Below are 22161 nucleotides of genomic sequence, written 5' to 3'. Positions count from 1 at the left end.
CGCCCTCTGACTTTCCCGCCCTCCCCGTGCAGGCAAATTTAGTAGGTGCTGGAAATTTCTGTCGGTTAATTGCGTAATTGAACAAGAAGAAACCCGCCACAAGGGCGGGTTTGCTTGCCTATGCTCTGCAGCCGATCAGCGCTTGCGCGGCGGCGGCACGTCGGTGCAGGTGCCTTCGTAGATTTCCGCGGCCATGCCGATCGACTCGCCCAGCGTCGGGTGCGGATGGATGGTCTTGCCGATATCCACAGCGTCCGCGCCCATCTCGATGGCCAGGCAGACTTCGCTGATCAGGTCGCCGGCATGCGTGCCGACGATGCCGCCGCCGATGACGCGATGGGTTTCCTCGTCGAAGATCAGCTTGGTGAAGCCCTCGTCGCGGCCGTTGGCAATGGCACGGCCCGAGGCAGCCCACGGGAACACGCCCTTGCTGTACTTGATGCCCTGCTCCTTGCACTGGTCCTCGGTCAGGCCAGCCCAGGCCACTTCCGGATCGGTGAAGGCCACCGACGGGATCTGTTTGGCATCGAAGTAGGCCTTCTCGCCGTGGGCGGCTTCCGCGGCCACGTGGGCCTCGTGCACCGCCTTGTGGGCCAGCATCGGCTGACCGACCACGTCGCCGATCGCGAAGATGTGCGGCACATTGGTGCGCATCTGCTGGTCGACGTTGATGAAGCCGCGATCCGTCACGGCCACGCCGGCCTTTTCGGCGCCAATGCGCTTGCCGTTGGGCGAGCGGCCCACCGACACCAGTACCAGGTCGTAGCGCTGCGGCTCGGCCGGCGCCTGCTCGCCTTCGAACTTCACGTAGATGCCGTCCGGCTTGGCCTCCACCGCGACGGTCTTCGTGTTCAGCATGACCTTGCCGAACCGGTCCTTGTTCTTCTTCTCCCAGACCTTGACCAAGTCGCGGTCGGCGCCGTTCATCAGGCCCGGCAGCATTTCGACGACGTCGATGTCCGCGCCCAGCGTGCTGTACACCGTGGCCATTTCCAGGCCAATGATGCCGCCGCCGATGACCAGCATCTTGTTGGGCACCTCGGGCAGTTCCAGCGCGCCGGTCGAATCGACGATGCGCGGATCTTCCGGGATGAACGGCAGCTTCACCGCCTGGCTGCCGGCCGCGATGATGGCCTTCTCGAAGCGGATCACGGTCTTCTTGCCCGTGGCCTGCTTGCCCTCGCCCTCGGTCGCATCCACTTCCAGGTGGTGCGGATCGAGGAAAGTACCGATGCCGCGCACCACCTGCACCTTGCGTGCCTTGGCCATGCCGGCCAGGCCGCCGGTCAGCTTGCCGACCACCTGGTTCTTGTAGTGGCGCAGGCCGTCCAGGTCGATCTTGGCTTCGCCGAACAGGATGCCGTGCGCGGCCAGCGCCTTGGCTTCGTCGATCACCGCGGCGTTGTGCAGCAGCGCCTTGGACGGGATGCAGCCCACGTTCAGGCAGACGCCGCCGAGCGTGGCATAGCGTTCCACCAGCACGGTATTCATGCCCAGGTCAGCGGCACGGAAGGCCGCCGAGTAGCCGCCGGGACCGGCGCCCAGCACCAGCATGTCGCACTGGATATCGGCGCCACCGGCGTGGCTGGCCGCCACCGGAGCCGGCGCCGGCGCGGCCGACGGGGCCGGTGCCGCTGCGGCGGGCGCAGGGGCCGGCGCCGGGGCGGCAGCTTGCGCTTCCACCGTGCAGATCACCGTGCCCTGCCCGACCTTGTCGCCGACCTTCACGCGCACGTCGACCACCTTGCCGGCCGCCGACGACGGCACTTCCATGCTGGCCTTGTCCGACTCCAGCACGATCAGCGACTGTTCCTGCTCGACCGTGTCGCCCGCCTTGACCAGGACCTCGATCACTTCCACCGCGTCGAAATCGCCGATATCCGGCACCTTGACTTCGATCACACTCATGTTTGCTCCTCTATGCGCGCCGGCCTGCGTGGCCTCAGGGCGCGCCGTCGTTGTTGGTTGCCGCTGCGCCGGCGGCGCCGGCCTCGTGCAGCCTTACGGTATGGACTTCTATCGGGCCTGCCGAACTCTTGTCGAACTCGATACCGGCATCGACACCGATGCGTGCGATGGCGGCTGCATCCAGCTCGGGCTTGTCGTAGACCGCATGCATGGCTCCCAGCGCATAGTTGCGGCCCGAGCCGATGCCCCAGAAACGGTCGAACGAAAACACCTCGCGGTACGAATAGACACCGAAGATCCCAGCCGGGTTGGCGATCAGGCAGACGATCTGCGACGACTCGTACGGATCATCCTCGTCTTCCTTGGTGTTGATGAAGTACTCGGACTTGAGCTTCTCATGCACCTTCAGGAAAGTCCGGAACACGTCATCGCGCGAACCGAGCCGGCACTCCTCGCCCATCCCCGCCAGCAAGGCGCGCATGACCGGGAAGTGCGCCGTGGTGCCGGCCAGGGCGACAAAGCTGTCGCCGACCGGAAACACCTTCTGGTTGCGCTCGTAGGCGCGCGACAGGCGCGTATCACCGAACGTGACCAGCGCATCGGCCGCAATCGCCACCTCGGCACCCTTCTTGACGACGACACAGGTAGTCATGGCTCGCCTCCCGGGGCTGCAGGCACCATGGCCATGCCCGTCACGGACATGGCCGCGGCAGCCTTACAGCAGGATGCGGCGGAAGTCCGCCAGCAACTGCCCGAAGTACGTATTGAAGCGGGCCGCCTCGGCGCCGTCGATCACGCGGTGGTCCCACGACAGCGACAGCGGCAGCGTCAGGCGCGGCACGAACTGCTTGCCGTCCCAAACCGGCTTCTGGTACGACTTGCACACGCCCATGATGGCCACTTCCGGCGCGTTGATGATCGGCGTGAAATACGTGCCGCCGATGCCGCCCAGCGACGAGATCGAGAAACAGCCGCCCTGCATCTGGTCAGGCTTGAGCTTGCCGTCGCGCGCCAGCTTGGCCAGCTCGCTCATTTCCTGGCTGATCTCGAGCACGCCCTTCTTGTCGGCGTCCTTGATGACCGGCACGACCAGGCCGTTCGGCGTGTCAGCCGCGAAACCGATGTTGAAGTACTTCTTCAGCACCAGGTTGTCGCCGTCGAGCGACGAGTTGAAGTTCGGGAACTTCTTCAGCGCCGCGACCGTGGCCTTGATCATGAACGCCAGCATCGTGACCTTGACGCCAGACTTCTCGTTTTCCTTGTTCAGCTGGACGCGGAAGGCCTCCAGGTCGGTGATGTCCGCTTCGTCATGGTTGGTGACGTGCGGGATCATGACCCAGTTGCGGTGCAGGTTGGCGCCCGAGATCTTCTTGATGCGCGACAGGGCCTTGCTTTCGACCTCGCCGAAGCGCGTGAAGTCGACCTTCGGCCACGGCAGCAGGCCAAGCTCACCACCACCACCGCCGGCCGCGGCAGCCTGTGCCGGCACCGCGGCCTGGCCGGTCATGACGCCCTTGACGTAGCCCTGCACGTCTTCCTGGGTGATGCGGCCCTTCGGGCCCGTGCCCGGCACGCGGGAAACATCCACGCCCAGTTCGCGCGCAAACTTGCGCACCGACGGCGACGCGTGCGCGGCCTTGCCGGTCGCGCCGACCGGGGCTGCGGCCGGCGCTGCGGGAGCCGGCGCGGCGGCAACAGGCGCCGGGGCCGGAGCCTGGGCAGGCGCAGCAGCCGGGGCCGGCGCAGGCGCCGCCGCAGCCGGAGCCGGTGCGGCAGCGCCGGCGGCGCCTTCCAGCAGGATCAGCAGCGTGCCCTCGGACACGTTGTCGCCCACCTTGACCTTGACTTCCTTGACCACGCCGCCTTGCGGAGACGGCACGTCCATGGTGGCCTTGTCCGATTCCAGCGTGACGACGGCATCTTCGGCGTTGATGGTATCGCCCGGCTTGACGTGGACTTCGATCACGGGGACCGCGTCATAGTCGCCGATATCGGGAACCTTGACTTCAATGGTGCCGCCCGCGGCGGGCGCGGCGGCAGGTGCCGGGGCAGCGGCCGGTGCCGGTGCGGGAGCCGGCGCCGCGGCTGCCGGAGCCGGGGCCGGGGCCGGAGCGGCTGCGCCGGCGGCTTCCAGCATCACCAGCACGGAGCCTTCGGACACGTTGTCGCCCACCTTGATGCGGACTTCCTTGACCACGCCGGCCTGCGGCGAGGGCACGTCCATGGTGGCCTTGTCCGATTCCAGCGTCACCAGCGCGTCTTCCGCGTTGATGCTGTCGCCGGGTTTCACATGCACTTCGATGACGGGAACGGCGTCATAGTCGCCGATGTCCGGCACCTTGATTTCAATCGCTTGACTCATTCAGTGTCTCCTGGGCAGGCCGGCACGCGCGCGCATCCGCAAGCGGCGAGATTACCTTCGCCGCCCGCTTCTGTCACGCCGCTGTGCCGCAAGGCGCCGGCCGGGGTGTCCCGGGGCGCCCGCGGCACGGCGTTGCCGTACTGCGGGGGTTGGTGCTGGAAGCCGGTCAGACCGACATCGGGTTCGGTTTGCTGGGGTCGAGGTTGTACTTCTTGATCGCTTCAGCCACCTTGTCGCGGCTGATGGCGCCCTCGTCGGCCAGCGCCTTCAGCGCGGCCAGCGTGACCCAGTGGCGGTCCACCTCGAAGAAGTGGCGCAGCTTTTCGCGGGTGTCCGAGCGGCCGAAGCCGTCGGTGCCCAGCACGACGTAGCGGCGCGGCACGAACGGACGGATCTGTTCGGCGAACGCACGCACGTAGTCGGTCGAGGCAATGACCGGGCCGCGGGCCGACTTGAGCTTCTGCGCGACGAACGACTCGCGCTGGGGCTCAGCCGGATGCAGCAGGTTGTAGCGCTCGGCTTCCTGGCCTTCGCGGGCCAGCTCGGTGAAGCTCGGGCAGCTCCACAGGTCGGATTCCACGCCCCAGTCCTTCTTCAGCAGTTCGGCGGCGGCGATCACCTCGCGGAAGATCGTGCCCGAGCCCAGCAGCTGCACGCGCGGTGCGTTGCTGTTTTCCACGCCCTTGCGGAACTGGTACATGCCCTTGACGATGTCCTTCTCTACGCCAGCCGGCATTTCCGGATGCTCGTAGTTCTCGTTCATCACCGTCAGGTAGTAGTAGACGTCTTCCTGCTCGGCATACATGCGGCGCAGGCCGTCATGCATGATGACCGCCAGCTCGTACTGGAAGGTCGGGTCATACGAGATGCAGTTCGGGATCGCGGCGTGGAACACGTGCGAGTGGCCGTCTTCGTGCTGCAGGCCTTCGCCGTTCAGCGTGGTACGGCCAGCCGTGCCGCCCAGCAGGAAGCCGCGCGAGCGCATGTCGGCAGCCGCCCAGCACAGGTCACCGATACGCTGGATGCCGAACATCGAGTAGTAGATGTAGAACGGAATCATCTGCACGCCGTGCGTCGAGTACGACGTGGCGGCGGCAATCCAGTCGCACATGGCGCCGGCTTCGTTGATGCCTTCCTGCAGCACCTGGCCAGTCTGCGATTCCTTGTAGAACATCAGCTGGTCATGGTCTTCCGGCACGTACTTCTGGCCTTGCTGGTTCCAGATGCCGATCTGGCGGAACAGGCCTTCCATGCCGAAGGTGCGCGACTCGTCCGGCACGATGGGCACCACGTGCTTGCCGATCTGCTTGTCCTTGAGCAGCGTGTTCAGGATCCGCACGAAGGCCATGGTGGTGGACACTTCGCGGCCTTCGCCGGTGGCCTTGAGCAGCGCGTCGAACGCGGACAGCTGCGGCACCTGCAGGGCTTCGGCCTTCCGGCGGCGGGCCGGCAGGTAGCCGCCCAGGTTCATGCGCGCCTGGCGCATGTATTCCAGTTCCTTCGAACCTTCCTCGAAGGTGAGATACGGTACTTCGGCGAGCTTGTCGTCCGATACCGGGATATTGAACTGGTCGCGGAACTTGCGGATCGCGTCCACCGGCATCTTCTTCTGCTGGTGGGCCACGTTCATGGCCTGGCCGGCATCGCCCATGCCATAGCCCTTGATGGTCTTGGCCAGGATCAGCGTGGGCTGGCCCTTGTGCTCGCTGGCGGCCTTGTAGGCCGCGTAGATCTTGTGCGGGTCATGGCCACCGCGGTTCAGGCGCCAGATGTCGTCGTCGGACCAGTCGGCAACCATCGCCTTCAGTTCAGGCGAGTTGAAGAAGTGCTCGCGGACGTAGGCGCCGTCCTTGGCCTTCATGGTCTGGTACTCGCCGTCCACGCAATCCATCATGCGCTTCATCAGCAGGCCCTTGGTATCGCGCGCCAGCAGGGAATCCCACTTGCTGCCCCATACCACCTTGATCACGTTCCAGCCAGCGCCGCGGAACTCGGACTCCAGTTCCTGGATGATCTTGCCGTTGCCGCGCACCGGGCCGTCCAGGCGCTGCAGGTTGCAGTTGATGACGAAGACCAGGTTGTCCAGCTTTTCGCGGCCGGCCATGCCGATCGCGCCCAGCGATTCCGGCTCGTCGGTCTCGCCGTCGCCCAGGAAGGCCCAGACCTTGCGGTCGCCTGCCTTGGCCAGGCCGCGGCTGTCCAGGTACTTCATGAAGCGGGCCTGGTAGATGGCCATGATCGGGCCCAGGCCCATCGACACCGTCGGGAACTGCCAGAAGTCCGGCATCAGCCACGGGTGCGGGTACGACGAAATGCCCTTGCCATCCACTTCCTGGCGGAAGCTGTCGAGCTGCTCGGTGCTCAGGCGGCCCAACAGGAATGCACGCGAGTACACGCCCGGTGCCGAGTGGCCCTGCACGAACACCAGGTCGCCGCCGCTCTGCTCCGACGGGGCGCGCCAGAAATGGTTGTAGCCGACGTCATACAGCGTGGCAGCCGAGGCGAACGACGAGATGTGGCCGCCGACATTGGTGTGCTTGTTGGCGCGCAGCACCATCGCCATCGCGTTCCAGCGGGTGTACGAGCGGATGCGGTGCTCGATGTCCTGGTCGCCCGGGATACGGGCCTGCTGGTCGACCGGGATGGTGTTGATGTACTGCGTTTCGGCGTGGAACGGCTGGTTCACGCCGTTCACGCGTGCGTACTCGATCTGCTTTTCGATCAGGAACGCGGCGCGCTCGGAGCCTTCGGCGGCAATGACGCCCTGCAGGGCGTCCAGCCATTCATGGGTTTCCTGGGGATCGGCGTCGTTGGCGCTGGAAGCGCCGAGAATCTGCTCGGGTACGGCGGACATGACTGTCTCCTGGTGAATTCCTGCTCCCGGGCCCTGGCTGTTGGCATTCGGGCCCCGGGGGTGACGGGGTATGACTTGTGCGGATGCGTCGCCGCAGCGCCTTGCATCGGTAGCCGCCGCCGGGAGTCCTGTTCCGAACCCTCCGCGCGACAGGCGCATGGTTACCGCCCGCGTTTTTGGTCGAACCGATTCTATGGAAGCCGAAAGGCCAGCACAAGCTAAATTTTCAAATTGCGATATCGTTTTTTATAATGTGAAATATTATCGCGGCGCACCATCCTCCACCCCCGCTGCGGTAGCCCATACGGGTCAAGCCCGGCCGCGTCGCCAGTCATTTCCTTGATTTCATTGGCGCTTTCCCCAAGCGACGCACTGCAATAATCCCGCTACACTGGCCGGTCAGCCGTCAATCCCTGTCATGTCGTTTTTCGATCGTTTCCTGTCCAGCCTGCGCGCAGCCATCCTCCCCCCTACCGCCTCCGATACGGCCAGGGCAGCCGGGGGCGACGGCGCGCACGCCACGCCGCCGGCCGGCACGCTGGGCACAATCGAAGCCCTGGCGCCGGCCGATGACAGCGGCACCGTCGCTGCGCCGCCGCGCGGCCTCTGGTGGCTGCGCTGGCGCAACCTGGTTGCCACCAGCTGGTTCATGTTCATCCCGCTGGTGGCCATCGTGCTGTTCAGCGCGGCGATGGGCGTCATCCTCTGGTCGCTGCACGAGACCGAGCGCCAGCAGCAGCGCGACGCCCTGTACCGCGACGCCGCGTGGGCGCAGCAGCGCGTACGGCTGTCCCTGCTGAGCAACCAGGACCAGCTTGCCTCGCTGGCGCGCGATATTGCCGCCGCGCAGCTCGAACAGGGCGCATACCGGACCGCGGCGCAGGAAATCCTGCGCGAGAACCCCGAGATCGTCTTCATCAACTGGCTCGACGCCACGCGCCGCGGGCGCTGGTCGCTGCCGTCCACCTCGGAGTTCGCGGCCCGGCTGCGCGAAAACCAGGACCAGCCGCTCGAACCCGAGGTGCTCGACACCTTCGACGCCGCGCGAGAGACCCAGCGCGTGGTCTACTCCCGCCCGCTCACCAACGACCGCGGCGACAGCTTCATGCTGATGGAAGTGCCGATCGTGCGCGACAACGAATTCCTCGGCACGCTGGGCGCGCTCTACTCCATCAACGGCATCCTCACGCACCTGCTGCCGCCGGAGCTGACCGAGCGCTACCGCTTCTCGCTGATCGACAAGAACAACCAGACGCGCGCCAGCACCTCGCTGCGCCCGGTGCCTGGCAATGCGCTGTCGTACGAAGTCCTGCTCGACCCGCCGGGCCATTCGCTGTCGCTGCGCGCCGACGCCTACCCGCCGCCGTCCAACCTGCCCAACAACATGCTGCTGTGGCTGGTGGTCGGGCTGTCCTGCTTCCTGCTGTGGAGCCTGTGGAGCATGTGGCGGCACACCAGCCGCCGCTCCGAAGCGCAGCGCGCGCTGCTGGCCGAGACCTCGTTCCGTCGTGCCATGGAGAACTCCATGCTGATCGGCCTGCGCGCGCTCGACCTGAAAGGCCGCATCACCTATGTCAACCCGGCGTTCTGCCGCATGACCGGCTGGCAGGAAAACGACCTGGTCGGCCGCCTGCCGCCCTTCCCCTACTGGCCGCCGAACGACCAGCAGGAAATGCAGAAGCAGATCGACCTGACGCTGCAGGGCAAGTCCCCGGCCGGCGGCTATGAAATGCGCGTGATGCGCCGCGACGGCACCGGCTTCTTTGCTCGCATGTACGTGTCGCCGCTGGTGGACAGCCGCGGCCGCCACACCGGCTGGATGAGTTCGATGACGGACATCACCGAACCCAAGCGCGCGCGCGAAGAGCTGGCCGCCGCGCACGACCGCTTCACCACCGTGCTGGAAAGCCTGGACGCCGCGGTGTCCGTGCTGGCCACCGACAAGGCCGAGCTGCTGTTCGCCAACCGCTACTACCGCCAGCTGTTCGGCTGGGAGGCAGAGGGCCACCTGAAGCTGGCCGGCGACGACGTCGACAAGGACCAGGTCTCGAGCGACAACACCGACTACGTCGACGCGTACGCGGGCCTGCCCGCCTCCGAACTGATGCCGTATACGTCGGATGCGCGCGAGGTGTTCGTGCCCGACATGCAGAAGTGGTTCGAGGTGCGCCGCCGCTATATACAGTGGGTGGACGGGCACCTGGCACAGATGCAGATCGCGACCGATATCACGGTGCGCAAGGCCGCCGAGGAAATGGCCCGCCAGCATGAAGAGCGCCTGCAGTTCACGAGCCGCCTGACCACCATGGGCGAGATGGCGTCGTCGCTCGCGCACGAACTCAACCAGCCGCTGGCCGCCATCAACAACTACTGCATGGGTGCGGTGGCACGGCTGCATTCAGGCCGCAGCACGCCCGAAGACCTGATCCCGGTACTGGAAAAGACCTCGGCACAGGCCGTGCGCGCCGGCACCATCATCAGCCGTATCCGCGGCTTCGTGAAGCGCAGCCAGCCGCAGCGGCGCGAGGCCTCGCTGCATGACATCGTCGCCGACGCCGTGGGCCTGGCCGACCTGGAGGCCACGCGCCGGCGCGTGACCATCCTGACGCGGCTGCCCGCGCCGCCGATGATGATCTACGTGGACCCGGTGCTGATCGAGCAGGTGCTGGTCAACCTGCTCAAGAATGCCGTGGAGGCCATGTCGGGCCTGCCGGCCCTGCGCGCCGGCGGTGTCGTGCGCCTGCACGCGCGCGTGGAGCCGGGAGAGTTCGGCAACAACGTGCACATCGACGTGATCGACCAGGGCCCCGGCGTGGACGAAGCCACCAAGGAGCGCCTGTTCGAACCCTTCTTCAGCACCAAGTCCGATGGCATGGGCATGGGCCTGAACATCTGCCGCTCGATCATCGAATCCCACCAGGGCAGGTTGTGGGTCGAGAACAATATCGACGGCATCGGCTGTACGTTTAAAATCATGTTGCCGCTGCAGCCGGCCATGTCCGAACAATAACCACGCGCGCCCGATCATGGCACGGCCGGCACCCCACGCCGGTGGGGTGCCGGATCTGTTACATAGCGCCGCGGCCGGTTACACTTCTGCCGCAAATGAATGGTTGTCCCAGGAGACTTCATGACCGCAACGCCAAACCCTGCCCCTCACCGCGGCGAGACCGTCTTCATCGTCGACGACGATGAAGCGATGCGCGACTCGCTGACCTGGCTGCTGGAGGGCAATGGCTACCAGGTACGCGCCTTCAGCAGCGCCGAGCAGTTCCTGGCGGCCTATGACGCCAGCCAGGTTTCCTGCGTGATCCTCGACGTGCGCATGCCTGGCATGAGCGGCCCGGAACTGCAGGAACGCATGATTGCCGAGAATATCGACATCCCCATCGTCTTCATCACCGGCCATGGCGATGTGCCGATGGCCGTGTCCACGATGAAGCGCGGCGCGATCGACTTCATCGAGAAGCCGTTCGACGAGTCGGAGCTGCGCGCGCTGGTCGAGCGCATGCTGCAGAAGGCCCGCACGGACCACTCGGCCGCCCGCGAGCAGCGCGCCGCCAAGGACCTGCTGGGCAAGCTGACGACGCGCGAGCAGCAGGTGCTGGAGCGCATCGTGGCCGGCCGCCTGAACAAGCAGATCGCCGACGACCTGGGCATTTCCATCAAGACCGTGGAGGCGCACCGCGCCAACATCATGGAAAAGCTCAACGTCAACACCGTGGCCGACCTGCTGCGCCTGGCGCTGTCGCGCAGCAGCTGATCCGGCAAGCTGCCCCGGCGCCCGCCGGGGCACGCCCTGTTCCCCTTTTTCCCGCCGCCTCTGCCGTTCCCGCCGTTCCCGCCGTTCCCGCACCGCCCTCAGTGCCGCAGGTATTCCTCGTCGCGGAACGTCACCACCCATTGCGGCCGGTACACCACAAAGATGGCGACCAGCATGCCGGTCAGGAACGCCTCGCCAAAGCCGAGGATGACGATGGCCGCCAGCGTGTCGACGGCGCTGAACGGCAGTCCGGGTGCCATCCAGTGCCGCCAGGCAGCCTCCGCCGCGCCCGCGCCCATGGCGGCCAGGCCCGCGCAGAAATAGCCGTGCCCGAGGATGAACACGAACGGATGCCGTGGCAGCATGCGCCGCATAAGCCCCTGGAGTACGGCCGAAATCAGCGCCGGCAGCAACGCCAGCCAGACGTAGCGCACCCAGAGCGAAGGCCAGTCGAACGAGGCCCAGCTGTGACCGGCCAGGTACTCGAGACCGAACATCGATACCAGGTCGACCACGAACAGCGAGACGAGCGCCAGCGGCAGCCCGAACAGGGTCACCATCAGCGTGGCGCCCAGGAGCTGGATCACGAGGCCGCCCACCAGCGTCGCGCGGACCGTCCACAACAGCGCCACGAACACCATCGCACCCAGCCAGGCATGCTGCAGGGAATCGCGCCGCAGCAGATGCCAGGGGCGGCGGCTCAACGCCCAGCCGAGCCCGGCAACGGCCACGAAGATGAGCAGCGGATCGGACAGCAGGGATGGGAGCGCGGTGTGCATGCCGCGATGCTACCAGTGCCGCTGGGCGCCCCGGCTTGCCAGCGGTCAAACAGCCGCGCGGCCATCGCGGGCGGAACGGTCGCCCGTCACCCCGTATAATTCGCCTTTAAGCTCTGCCGGCCGGGCGCCGCCCCGCGACGGCGCCTTCACTCCCGGCCACAAACCCGCCTTCTCCCCATGTCTGCACAACTGATCGACGGCAACGCCCTTGCCAAACAAATCCGTTCCGAAGCCGCCGTCCGCGCCGCCCGCCTGACCGAACGCGGCCACCAGCCCGGCCTGGCCGTGGTCCTGGTCGGCGAGGATCCGGCCAGCCAGGTCTATGTGCGCAACAAGGTCAAGGCCTGCGAGGACAACGGCTTCCATTCGTCGCTGGACCGCTACCCGGCCGACCTGTCCGAGGCCGACCTGCTGGCCCGCATCGATGCCCTGAACAAGGATCCGAAGATCCACGGCATCCTGGTGCAACTGCCGCTGCCCAAGCACATCGACAGCCACAAGGTGCTCGAAGCCATCGCTCCGGAGAAGGACGTGGACGGCTTCCACGTAGCCAACGCCGGCGCGCTGATGACCGGCGCCCCGCTGTTCCGCCCGTGCACGCCGTATGGCTGCATGAAGATGCTGGAATCGATCGGCTACCCGCTGCGCGGCGCGCGCGCGGTGGTGGTCGGCGCCTCGAACATCGTCGGCAAGCCGATGGCCATGCTGCTGCTGCAGGCCGGCGCCACCGTGACCATCTGCAACAGCAAGACACGCGATATCGGCGCGCATACCCGTGAAGCCGACGTGATCGTCGCCGCCGTGGGCAAGCGCAACCTGATCACCGCTGACATGGTGAAGCCCGGCGCGGTCGTGATCGACGTGGGCATGAACCGCGACGACAACGGCAAGCTGTGCGGCGACGTGGATTTCGCCGGCGTGCGCGAAGTGGCCGGCTATATCACGCCGGTGCCGGGCGGCGTCGGCCCCATGACCATCACCATGCTGCTGGTCAATACGCTGGAAGCCGCCGAGCGCGCCGCCGGCTAAGGCACCCTGCCGTTGCGGCACGCGCCGCAACGGCACTGGAAAAGCACCGGGGCTACCCCCATCTGCAAGCCATTGCCTCTTCAGGCCAGACAACCGAGAACCGCCATGGACCAAGCCGTCAACAATCCACTGCTGGACTTCACCGACCTGCCGCGCTTCTCCGAGATCCGCCCCGAGCACATCAGCCCGGCACTGGATGTGCTGCTTGACCGTGCGCAAGCGGCGGTGGCGCGCGCTGAAGACCCGGCCACGCCGTCCGACTGGGCCAATGCCGTAGAAGCGCTGGAAGCCGCCACCGAGCCGCTGGGCCGCGCCTGGGGCGTGGTCGGCCACCTGAGCGCGGTCGCCGATACGCCGGAACTGCGCAAGGCCCACGCCGAGAACCTGCCGCGCATGACCGAGTTCTGGTCGTCACTGGGCCAGAGCCTGGCACTCTACGAAAAGTACAAGGCGCTTGCAGCCAGCCCCGAGTTCGCCGGCATGAGCGCCGCGCGCCACCAGCTCATCGAGAACGAACTGCGCGGCTTCCGCCTGGGCGGCGCCGAACTGCCCGAGGACAAGAAGCCGCGTTTTGCCGAAATCCAGGAACAGCAGGCGCAGCTGTCCAAGGCGTTCTCCGACCATGTGCTGGATGCCACCAACGCCTACGCGCTGATCATCGAAGACCCGGTGCGGCTGTCCGGCCTGCCCGAGGATGCCAGGGAAGCCGCTCGCCACGCGGCGGAGAAGGATGGCAAGGCCGGCTGGAAGTTCACGCTTCACTTCCCGTCCTATTTTCCCGTGCTGCAGTATGCGGACGACCGCGCGCTGCGCCAGACCCTGTATGAAGCAAACGTGACCCGTGCGTCGGAACAGGGCCCGCAATACGGCAGCGGCCAGTCCGACTGGGACAACACGGCCAATATGCGCGAGCAGCTCGCGCTGCGCCGCGAAGAAGCGCAGATGCTCGGCTACCAGTGCTACGGCGAAGTCTCGCTGGTGCCGAAGATGGCCGAATCGCCGGCCGAGGTGCTGAAGTTCCTCGACGAACTGGCGGTCAAGGCACGCCCGTATGCCGAGCAGGACTGGACCGAGCTCAAGGCCTTCGCCGCCGCCGAGCTGGGGCTGGCTGAACTGGCCCCCTGGGACGTGGCCTACGCGTCCGAAAAGCTGCGCCAGCAGCGCTATGCGTTCTCGGAACACGAGGTGAAGCAGTACTTCCCCGAGCACAAGGTGCTGCAAGGCCTGTTCGGCGCCGTCGAACGACTGTTCTCGGTAACGATCCAGCCCGACCAGTCGCAGACCTGGCACAAGGACGTGCGCTTCTTCCGCGTGAACGCGGCCGACGGCACGCTGCTGGCCCAGTTCTACATCGACCTCTACGCGCGCGAAGGCAAGCGCGGCGGGGCATGGATGGATGACGCGCGGGGCCGCAAGATCCTCGCGGACGGCAAGGTGCAGACGCCGGTGGCCTACCTCACGTGCAATTTCTCGGCACCGGTTGGCGACAAGCCAGCGCTGTTCACGCACGACGAAGTCATCACGCTGTTTCACGAGTTCGGCCACGGCCTGCACCACATGCTGACGCAGGTGGGTGAGCTGGGCGTGTCCGGCATCAACGGGGTGGAGTGGGATGCAGTGGAACTGCCGTCCCAGTTCATGGAGAACTTCTGCTGGGAATATGAGGTGCTGACCGGTATGACGCAGCATGTCGACTCTGGCGAGCCGCTGCCGCGCGCGCTGTTCGACCGCATGCTGGCGGCCAAGAATTTCCAGAACGGGATGATGACGCTGCGCCAGATCGTGTTCTCGTCATTCGACATGCACCTGCACACCGACTTCGACCCGCAGGGCGCGAAGACCGTGCTGGGCCTGTCGCGCGAGATCAACGACCGCGTGCACGTGGTGCCGCAATACCCGCTGTCGCGCTGGCCCAATACCTTCAGCCACATCTTCGCCGGCGGCTATGCCGCGGGCTACTACAGCTACAAGTGGGCAGAAGTGCTGTCGGCCGACGTGTACGCCGCCTTCGAGGAAGCCGCGCAGCTTTCGGGCACGGTGCTCGACAGCGAAACCGGCGCACGCTACCAGCGCGAGATCCTGTCGGTCGGCGGCAGCCGCCCCGCCATGGATTCCTTCGTCGCGTTCCGCGGCCGCGCGCCGCAGATCGATGCGCTGCTGCGCCACGGAGGCATGGCGGCATGAGCGCGGCCCTGCCTACCTCCGGCCCGCTTCGCATCGCGAGCTGGAACGTCAACTCGCTCAAGGTCCGCCTGCCGCAGGTGCTGCAATGGCTGACGGAACAGGAGCAGGCCGGCGCGCCGATCGACGCGCTGTGCCTGCAGGAACTGAAGCTGCCCGACGACAAGTATCCGCTTGCGGAGCTGGAGAACGCGGGGTTCCACAGCGTCTACACGGGCCAGAAGACGTACAACGGCGTTGCCATCCTCGCGCGCGATGCCAGCATGCCAGGCCCGACCGATGTGGTGCGCAACATCCCCGGTTTTGAAGATGCGCAGCAGCGCGTCGTGGCCGCCACGTACGGCGACGTCCGGCTGGTCTGCGCCTATTTCCCGAACGGGCAGGCACTGGACTCGGACAAGTTCGTCTACAAGCTGAAGTGGCTCGAAGCCATGACGGCGTGGCTGCGCGAAGAACTCGTGAAGTATCCGCGGCTCGCGCTGCTCGGCGACTTCAACATCGCGCCCGAAGACCGCGACGTGCACGACCCCGCCAAGTGGGAAGGCCAGAACCTGGTCTCGCCGCAGGAGCGCGCGGCGTTTGCCGCGCTGGTCGAACTGGGACTGGCCGATGCCTTCCGCAAGTTCGAGCAGCCGGAGAAAACCTTCTCCTGGTGGGATTACCGCATGTTTGCGTTCCGGCGCAATGCCGGCCTGCGCATCGACCACATCCTGCTGTCGCCCGCGCTGGCCGGCAATTGCTCGGCCTGCGTGATCGACCGCGTGCCGCGCGCCTGGGAGCAGCCGTCCGATCACACGCCGGTCGTGGCCACGCTCAACTGCGGCTGACCGCCTGCCACGCGCACGCAAGTCCGGGCAAGCCCGGCTCGCGGCGCACGGTGGGGACGGCTACACTGCCGCCATGACCCTGGCCTGCCCCCGCCATCACCGCCTCCCCCGCCTGCCGTGGCCGGCCTGCACGGCTGTACCGGCCAGCCTGGCCACGGCACAGCACACCGCCGACGCCCGCAAGCAAATCCGGCCCAACCAATGACTGCCTCCGCAACCAGCCCCGCCGCCCGGCTGCAGCACCTGCTTCCCTGGACACAACGCGTCTCCCGAGCCACCTTGCGTGCGGATGTGGTGGCCGGACTGCTCGGCGCCGTGCTGGTGTTGCCGCAGGGCGTGGCCTTTGCCACGCTGGCGGGGCTGCCGCCGGAGTACGGCATCTACACGGCCGTGGTGCCATGCATCGTCGCCGCGCTGTTCGGATCGAGCTGGCACGTGATGTCAGGGCCGACCAACGCCAACTCGCTGGCACTGTTCGCCATGCTGAGTCCCGTGGCATTCGCGGGCAGCCCGGCGTATATCGGGCTGGCGCTCGCGGTCACCATCCTGGTCGGGCTGATGCAGCTGGCGGTCGGCACGCTGCGGCTGGGCACGCTCGCCAACTTCATCTCGCCTTCTGTGCTGCTCGGCTTCACGTGCGGCGCGGCCACGCTGATCGGCCTGTATGCGCTCAAGGACCTGTTCGGCCTGGCAGTGCCCACGGGCACCAGCGCGTTCGGTGTGCTGCGCTTCCTGTTCGACAACGTCGATGCCATCAACTGGGGCGCCGCCACCGTGGGCGCCGTCACGCTCGGCGCGACGCTGGCATTCAAGCGCCTGGGCAAACAGCTGCCGTTCATGCTGCTTGGCCTCATGGCCGGATACTGCGTGGCCCTGCTGCTGAACCGGACCGGCTGGGGTGGCGGACACCATGTCAATGTCGTCGGACCGATCCCCTCGGCCATCCCGAGCTTCCATGTACCCGATATCTCCTGGCGCAGCGTGCCGGACCTGCTCGGCATTGCGTCGGCGCTGACGATCGTCGCGCTGGGCCAGTCGATCTCGATTGCCAAGGCCGTGGCGCTGCGTTCGGGCCAGCATATCGACGCCAACCGCGAGTTCATCGGCCAGGGGCTGTCGAATATCGCGGGCGGCCTGTTCTCCGGCTACATCTCGTGCGGTTCACTCAACCGCTCGGTGCCCAACTTCGAAGCCGGCGCGAAGACGCCGCTGGCGAGCGTGTTCTCGGCCCTGTGGCTGGTAGCGCTCGTAGCCATCAGCGCACCGCTGCTCGCGCAGATCCCACTGGCCGCGATCGCCGCCATGCTGCTGCTCGTGGCGTGGGGGTTGTTCGACTTTGCCCGCTTGCGCCGCATTGCCGCGCTGAGCCGTACCGAATTCGCCATCGCGGTGGGCACTTTCGCCGCCACGCTGGTGATCCGCCTGGAAATGGCGGTGCTGCTCGGCACTATCCTTTCGCTGGTCGCCTACCTGTACCGCACGTCAAGGCCCGCGGTGCGCAGCCTCGTGCCCGACGCCGACGACCCGGGCCGCCGCTTCACGCCGCTGGACGAGTTGCAGCGGCCGCAGCCGGAGTGTCCGCAGCTCAAGCTGCTGCGCATGGAGGGCGCCATCTATTTCGGCGCGGTGCAGTACGTGACGGATCGGCTGCACTGGCTGCGCACCGTCAATGCCAGCCAGAAGCACCTGCTGGCCATGACCAAGAGCATGAACTTCATCGACCTGGCGGGCGCGGAAATGTGGGAAGCCGAACTGGCCGAGCGTCGCGCCGCCGGCGGCGACCTGTACTTCCACCGCCCGCGCACGCAGGTGCTGCAGACTTGGGAACAAACCGGGTTCACCGCCAAGCTGGGACCGGACCATGTCTTCTCGACCAAGCGTCAGGCACTGCACACGATCATCGCGCAACTTTCCCCCGATATCTGCGCGCAGTGCCACGCGCGCATCTTCGAAGAGTGCGCGCAGCGCCCCGGCGCGCAAACACACGCAGAAGCGCTGTGACGGCAGCGTCAGAAAACCAGGATCCGGTTTGTTGAAGGCGGGAGACTGGCACCGGAGATAACCGGATGCCTCAGGGTAAGACGGGTTGGCAGTGGCGAAGAGCGCCCTACCGGAATGCGACTGATGCGAGATGGGCGCCCGCGGCTTGCCTGCGGCTGGCCGGGGCATCCATCCGGATCAGACCGGCGCCACGTGTGCGCGCTTGACGACGACCGGTTGCGGGACGCCCTGCTCAATCAGCACCACCGCCGCACGCTCGATCGTGTCGCGGCCGGCGCGGAAGGCTTCTTCCAGCGACAGGACCTGGTCCGCGCTGAATCCTTCCCACAGTGCTTCGCGTGTCACGACGCACGTTACCTTTTCGCCATTGACGATGGCGTGGAACAACAAGCCTTCATTGTTGATGTCGTAGCGCTCTTGCTCTTGGAACTTGATATCCATCGGTGCAGCCCTCCATATGCAAGTGGAGAAACATCCTAACATGGCCGGAGCAATATCGTATGCGCCGACCCTCGCAGATGCGCTCAATCGAGTGACCACCGGATGGGTGCGCCGGTTCCATTCGCCCACTGAGCGATGCCGACGCCGCAAGCTCTGCGCTTGTCCGCGCCCGAACTCTCGGATGCATGCAGGTGTTTGACAAATTCAAAAATCATGTTAGAATCTTTTTCTTCGTTGGGGCGTTAGCTCAGTTGGTAGAGCAGCGGACTCTTAATCCGTAGGTCGAGTGTTCGAGTCACTCACGCCCCACCAGCGAATACACAGCAAAAGGCCGGAAGCAGATGCTTCCGGCCTTTTGTCTTTTGGTCTCTTGTTCTTCCGGCTACTTCCTGTTCGGCGCCTGCGGCTGACAGGCGCCGCGGCACGCTCAGGCGCCACCGCCGCGAGCGCACTCGAACAGCGTCCGTGCGAGCCGGCGGTGCTGCGACAACACGACCGGCAAGTCAGTGGTCAGTAGCTCCCCATCACGAACCACCACACGCCCGTTGATCACGCTGGTCGCCACATTGGCAGGCGTACAGAACACCAGTGACGCGACCGGGTCATGCCCGCCTCCGGCATAGCCGACGGCCGACATGTCGAACGCCACGAAATCGGCCGACATGCCCGGCGCCAGCGCACCGATGTCATCACGATTGAGCACGCGCGCGCCGCCGAGCGTGGCAATCTCCAACGCCTCGCGCGCACTCATGGCCGCCGGGCCAAACCCGACGCGCTGCAGCAGCATCGCCTGGCGCACCTCGCCAAGCATGTGCGCGCCATCGTTCGAGGCACTGCCATCGACACCCAGGCCAACCTTGACCCCGGCATCGCGCATCGCACGTACCGGCGCGATGCCTGACGCCAGCCGCATGTTGGAGCACGGGCAATGCGCGACGCCCGTACCGGTACGTGCAAACAGCGCAATCCCCTCCTCGTCGAGCTTCACGCAGTGGGCATGCCAGACATCATGGCCAACCCAGCCGAGATCTTCGGCGTACTGCGCGGGCGTCAGCCCGAACTTCTCACGCGAATAGGCGATGTCGTTGTCGTTCTCGGCCAGGTGCGTATGCAGCGACACGCCATAGTGACGCGCCATGACCGCCGATTCGCGCATGAGATCGCGCGACACGGAAAACGGCGAGCAAGGCGCCAGCACCATGCGTAGCATGGCGTGGCGCGAACTGTCGTGATACTGCTCCACCAGGCGCTGGCTGTCGCGCAGGATGGCAGCCTCTTCTTCCACCACCGCATCCGGCGGCAGGCCGCCCTTGCTGCGGCCGACACTCATCGAGCCGCGCGCGGCGTGGAAGCGCATGCCCATTTCCTGCGCAGCGGCAATCGAGTCATCGAGGCGCGAACCGTTCGGATAGAGATACAGGTGGTCGCTCGTGGTCGTGCAGCCCGACAGCATCAGCTCGGCCATCGCGGTCTTCGTCGAGACGCGGATCATCTCCGGCGTCAGGTGCGACCACAGCATGTAGAGATTGGTCAGCCAGGAAAACAGTTCGGCATCCTGCGCCGCGGGCACCGCGCGCGTGAGGCTCTGGTACATGTGATGATGTGTATTGACCAGGCCGGGAATCACCACGTGGCCGCGCATGTCGATGACCTGTGCCGTGCCGTCGTCGATTATGCGGCGATACTGGAGCGGCAAGTCCGCCGTCGCCCCGACCCATCGCACCGCGGGGCCGTCGGCAACCAGCGCGCCATCGGGAATCTCCCGCCGCTGCGCATCCATGGTGACCAGCACATCGGCATTCAGGGCAATCAGGGTCATATCGGCAATTCTCTGGCGGGTTGGCATGGCGCGAGTCTAAGACGCGTGCCGCTGATCCGAAAGCGCAGAATTTCGCCAGGCTTGTCCACAAAATGTGGACACCCCATGACGCGCCGGAAACGGAATCGCTAGCGCCCCTGCGCGAACAGCGCCGCCAGCGCTGCGCCGATACTCCCCGCCATCAGCTCGGCCACCGGGCTGAGCACGCCGTGCGCGCGAGCCACCAACGCAAGCGTCTGGCGCCGCAGGTAGCGGTCGCGCAGCGGCACCAGCACCAGCGCACCGCGCGCGCGTTCCTCCATGATGTCCAGCGGGTTGAGCAAGGCAATGCCGCCGCCCAGCATGACCAGGCGCTGGATCAGCGCCATCGAGGTCGATTCGGCGGCGGGCGTCACGTCGATCGCATTGCGTGCAAAGGCATCATCAAGAATGGCGCGGATGGAAAGGGGTGGCGCCGGCAGGACCAGCGGATAGCCCACGCATTCGCTGAGCAGGACGGACGGTTGCGCAGCCAGCGCATGACCGGGCGGCACCACGGCGCCGATCTGCCAGTCGCTCGTCGCCAGTACGCGCAGCGCCGGCGCGTCGGGCAGGTCGTAGCCGAGGCCCAGGTCGGCCTCGCCCTGCTCCACGGCCGCAGCAATCTCGGCGACCGGCAAATCCACCACGCGCACGACGATGCCCGGATACCGCTGGCGGAATTCGTGCGCCAGCGATGGCATCAACGACCCTGCCAGCCCCGCGGTAGCCGCCACCGTCACCTCGCCGCGCCGGGCGCCCTTGAACTCTTCGATCCGTTCGCGCAGCGCCTCGTGCTCGCGCAAGGTTTGCCGGACGTGCGCGAGGACCATCTCGCCAAGCGGAGTCAGGCGCAGGCGCCGGTTGATGCGCTCGAAGAGCGGTGCGCCCAGCTCGGCTTCCAGGTCGAGGATCTGCCGGTTAACCGCTGTTGGCGCCACGTGCAGATGCTCCGCCGCCTTGCGGATAGAACCGCGGCGTACCACCTCGTCTAGATAGCGCAGGATCCGGGCATGCATGGCGGTTGTCTGGTTGTCGCGCCGTCAGCATCCGACGCGCATCGGGAAGCTCGGCATTGTAGCCGCGAGTGCCGGAAAAGAAAGTTGGGCTCCCCTATTGCGTCTTACTAGATACCTTGCTAGAATCTTTTTCTTCGTTGGGGCGTTAGCTCAGTTGGTAGAGCAGCGGACTCTTAATCCGTAGGTCGAGTGTTCGAGTCACTCACGCCCCACCAGCGAATTCCAGAAAAGGCCAGCCGCAAGGTTGGCCTTTTTCATTTTCCACGCCGCGACAGGAACGTGACGGCAGCGTGCCAGTGCTGACGATACAAGGAGGCGCATACGACTCTTTTCGACCAGGATTGTCAATCTATGACAATCCTTGATATGCTCGAACAAGACAATATGTAGCGTGACGGAGGCTTCAATGAACGTCAATCTGACGCCCAGACTGGAAGAAATGGTCAAGGAGAAGGTCGCCAACGGCCTTTATAACAACGCGAGCGAGGTTGTTCGGGAAGCGTTGCGCCTCATGGAAGCGCGGGACCGTTACGAACTCTTCAGGGAAGAGGCGCATAAAGGTATGGCCCAGCTTCAGGAGGGCAAGACTGCTCCCCTGGATATGGAAGCAGCAAAGAAGGCTGCCGCGGAAAACGCCAGGCTTGGGCGCAAGGTGAACCCTGTTGTCGCGCCGTAACGCGAGCATTGTCCTTGCGGAACTGACCCAGCAAGACCTGGCAGACATTCTCCAGTACACGTTGGAGACCTGGGGGCGACGCGCAGATGGTCGCCTATGCCGCCAAGCTCGAAGATGGAATGCACTTACTCCACGCCAACCCGTACCTGGGCAACGCACGGGACGATCTGTTCGAGGGGTGCCGGATCTACAGCATCGGGCGTCATCTCATCCTGTACGCCATTGGCGATCAGGAAATCCGGGTGGCACGAATCCTCCATGAACGCATGAATGTTGATGCCCGTCTTGAGTATTAGCCTTTGCCTCGCCCGCATCGCAGACCCTGTCTAACAAGGCCAGCCGCAAGGCTGGCCTTTCTGCTTTCACGCGTTGCCACAATCATGGATGGCGGACCGCTCCACGCCCCATACGGCAGCCCGCCTCTTTTCTTGATACGCGGGTTCTCCCCGATACCACTCGCCATCCTTTCCCTGTTGAATGGCCC

The 22161-nt window shown here is 65.8% G+C and carries 16 protein-coding genes and 2 tRNA genes; 10 read left to right on the top strand and 8 right to left on the bottom strand.

Features of this window, described 5'->3' with window-relative positions; translation table 11 throughout:
* Positions 1 to 135: 135 nt before the first annotated feature.
* The 4 genes from lpdA to aceE form a co-directional block, all read right to left on the bottom strand.
* Positions 136 to 1908, bottom strand: a complete 1773-nt coding sequence (gene lpdA / locus LDO29_RS11575) for a dihydrolipoyl dehydrogenase (protein WP_224079921.1) — start codon at positions 1906 to 1908, stop codon at positions 136 to 138.
* Between the two features lie 34 nt (positions 1909 to 1942).
* Complete coding sequence (locus LDO29_RS11570; protein WP_224079920.1) at positions 1943 to 2560, bottom strand: Ntn hydrolase family protein; 618 nt, start codon at positions 2558 to 2560, stop codon at positions 1943 to 1945.
* A gap of 63 nt (positions 2561 to 2623) precedes the next feature.
* On the bottom strand, positions 2624 to 4270 hold the full coding sequence (gene aceF, locus LDO29_RS11565) for a dihydrolipoyllysine-residue acetyltransferase (RefSeq protein ID WP_224079919.1): 1647 nt from the start codon (positions 4268 to 4270) through the stop codon (positions 2624 to 2626).
* A gap of 166 nt (positions 4271 to 4436) precedes the next feature.
* Complete coding sequence (aceE, locus tag LDO29_RS11560; protein WP_224079918.1) at positions 4437 to 7124, bottom strand: pyruvate dehydrogenase (acetyl-transferring), homodimeric type; 2688 nt, start codon at positions 7122 to 7124, stop codon at positions 4437 to 4439.
* A gap of 418 nt (positions 7125 to 7542) precedes the next feature.
* Here aceE and LDO29_RS11555 point away from each other — a divergent pair, with 418 nt between their 5' ends.
* Both LDO29_RS11555 and LDO29_RS11550 read left to right on the top strand, forming a co-directional pair.
* Complete coding sequence (locus LDO29_RS11555) at positions 7543 to 10134, top strand: PAS domain S-box protein (RefSeq protein WP_224079917.1); 2592 nt, start codon at positions 7543 to 7545, stop codon at positions 10132 to 10134.
* A gap of 120 nt (positions 10135 to 10254) precedes the next feature.
* Positions 10255 to 10887 (top strand): response regulator transcription factor, encoded by a 633-nt coding sequence (locus tag LDO29_RS11550; RefSeq protein WP_224079916.1) that lies wholly within the window; start codon positions 10255 to 10257, stop codon positions 10885 to 10887.
* A 98-nt stretch (positions 10888 to 10985) separates the two neighbouring features.
* Here LDO29_RS11550 and LDO29_RS11545 read toward each other — a convergent pair whose 3' ends face one another.
* Positions 10986 to 11666 (bottom strand): energy-coupling factor ABC transporter permease, encoded by a 681-nt coding sequence (locus LDO29_RS11545; RefSeq protein WP_224079915.1) that lies wholly within the window; start codon positions 11664 to 11666, stop codon positions 10986 to 10988.
* A gap of 177 nt (positions 11667 to 11843) precedes the next feature.
* Between LDO29_RS11545 and folD the strand changes: the two genes are divergently transcribed.
* The 4 genes from folD (at position 11844) to LDO29_RS11525 (ending at position 17704) form a co-directional block, all read left to right on the top strand.
* Positions 11844 to 12695 (top strand): bifunctional methylenetetrahydrofolate dehydrogenase/methenyltetrahydrofolate cyclohydrolase FolD, encoded by an 852-nt coding sequence (gene folD / locus LDO29_RS11540; protein WP_224079914.1) that lies wholly within the window; start codon positions 11844 to 11846, stop codon positions 12693 to 12695.
* A gap of 105 nt (positions 12696 to 12800) precedes the next feature.
* Entirely contained in the window at positions 12801 to 14879 is a 2079-nt protein-coding gene (locus tag LDO29_RS11535) for a M3 family metallopeptidase (RefSeq protein WP_224079913.1), read from the top strand.
* Positions 14876 to 15703, top strand: a complete 828-nt coding sequence (gene xth / locus LDO29_RS11530) for an exodeoxyribonuclease III (RefSeq protein WP_224079912.1) — start codon at positions 14876 to 14878, stop codon at positions 15701 to 15703. The genes LDO29_RS11535 and xth overlap by 4 nt, the downstream gene beginning before the upstream one ends.
* A 201-nt stretch (positions 15704 to 15904) precedes the next feature.
* Positions 15905 to 17704, top strand: a complete 1800-nt coding sequence (locus tag LDO29_RS11525) for a SulP family inorganic anion transporter (protein WP_224079911.1) — start codon at positions 15905 to 15907, stop codon at positions 17702 to 17704.
* Positions 17705 to 17881: 177 nt separating this feature from the next.
* Here LDO29_RS11525 and LDO29_RS11520 read toward each other — a convergent pair whose 3' ends face one another.
* Positions 17882 to 18145: a DUF1488 family protein gene (locus LDO29_RS11520; RefSeq protein ID WP_224079910.1), complete on the bottom strand. Its 264-nt coding sequence runs from the start codon at positions 18143 to 18145 to the stop codon at positions 17882 to 17884.
* 236 nt (positions 18146 to 18381) lie between these two features.
* Here LDO29_RS11520 and LDO29_RS11515 point away from each other — a divergent pair.
* Positions 18382 to 18457: transfer RNA gene (locus LDO29_RS11515), tRNA-Lys, on the top strand.
* A 115-nt stretch (positions 18458 to 18572) separates the two neighbouring features.
* Here LDO29_RS11515 and LDO29_RS11510 read toward each other — a convergent pair.
* On the bottom strand, positions 18573 to 19964 hold the full coding sequence (locus LDO29_RS11510) for an 8-oxoguanine deaminase (RefSeq protein ID WP_224079909.1): 1392 nt from the start codon (positions 19962 to 19964) through the stop codon (positions 18573 to 18575).
* Between the two features lie 128 nt (positions 19965 to 20092).
* On the bottom strand, positions 20093 to 21001 hold the full coding sequence (locus tag LDO29_RS11505; protein ID WP_224079908.1) for a LysR family transcriptional regulator: 909 nt from the start codon (positions 20999 to 21001) through the stop codon (positions 20093 to 20095).
* Positions 21002 to 21140: 139 nt separating this feature from the next.
* On the opposite strand from LDO29_RS11505, the gene LDO29_RS11500 reads away from it, so the two are divergent.
* From LDO29_RS11500 to LDO29_RS11490, 3 genes are all read left to right on the top strand, one after another.
* Positions 21141 to 21216: transfer RNA gene (locus tag LDO29_RS11500), tRNA-Lys, on the top strand.
* Positions 21217 to 21407: 191 nt separating this feature from the next.
* Positions 21408 to 21677, top strand: coding sequence for a type II toxin-antitoxin system ParD family antitoxin (locus tag LDO29_RS11495; protein ID WP_224079907.1), 270 nt, complete (start codon positions 21408 to 21410; stop codon positions 21675 to 21677).
* Between the two features lie 86 nt (positions 21678 to 21763).
* The gene (locus tag LDO29_RS11490) at positions 21764 to 21973 is read left to right on the top strand and encodes a type II toxin-antitoxin system RelE/ParE family toxin (RefSeq protein WP_224079906.1); all 210 of its coding nucleotides are present in this window, start codon (positions 21764 to 21766) and stop codon (positions 21971 to 21973) included.
* Positions 21974 to 22161 lie beyond the last annotated feature (188 nt).

It is taken from the genome of Cupriavidus laharis, from assembly GCF_914271435.1.
Lineage (GTDB): Bacteria > Pseudomonadota > Gammaproteobacteria > Burkholderiales > Burkholderiaceae > Cupriavidus > Cupriavidus laharis.
Note: the sequence above shows the minus strand (reverse complement) of the source record. Positions and strands in the feature narration are given on the sequence as shown.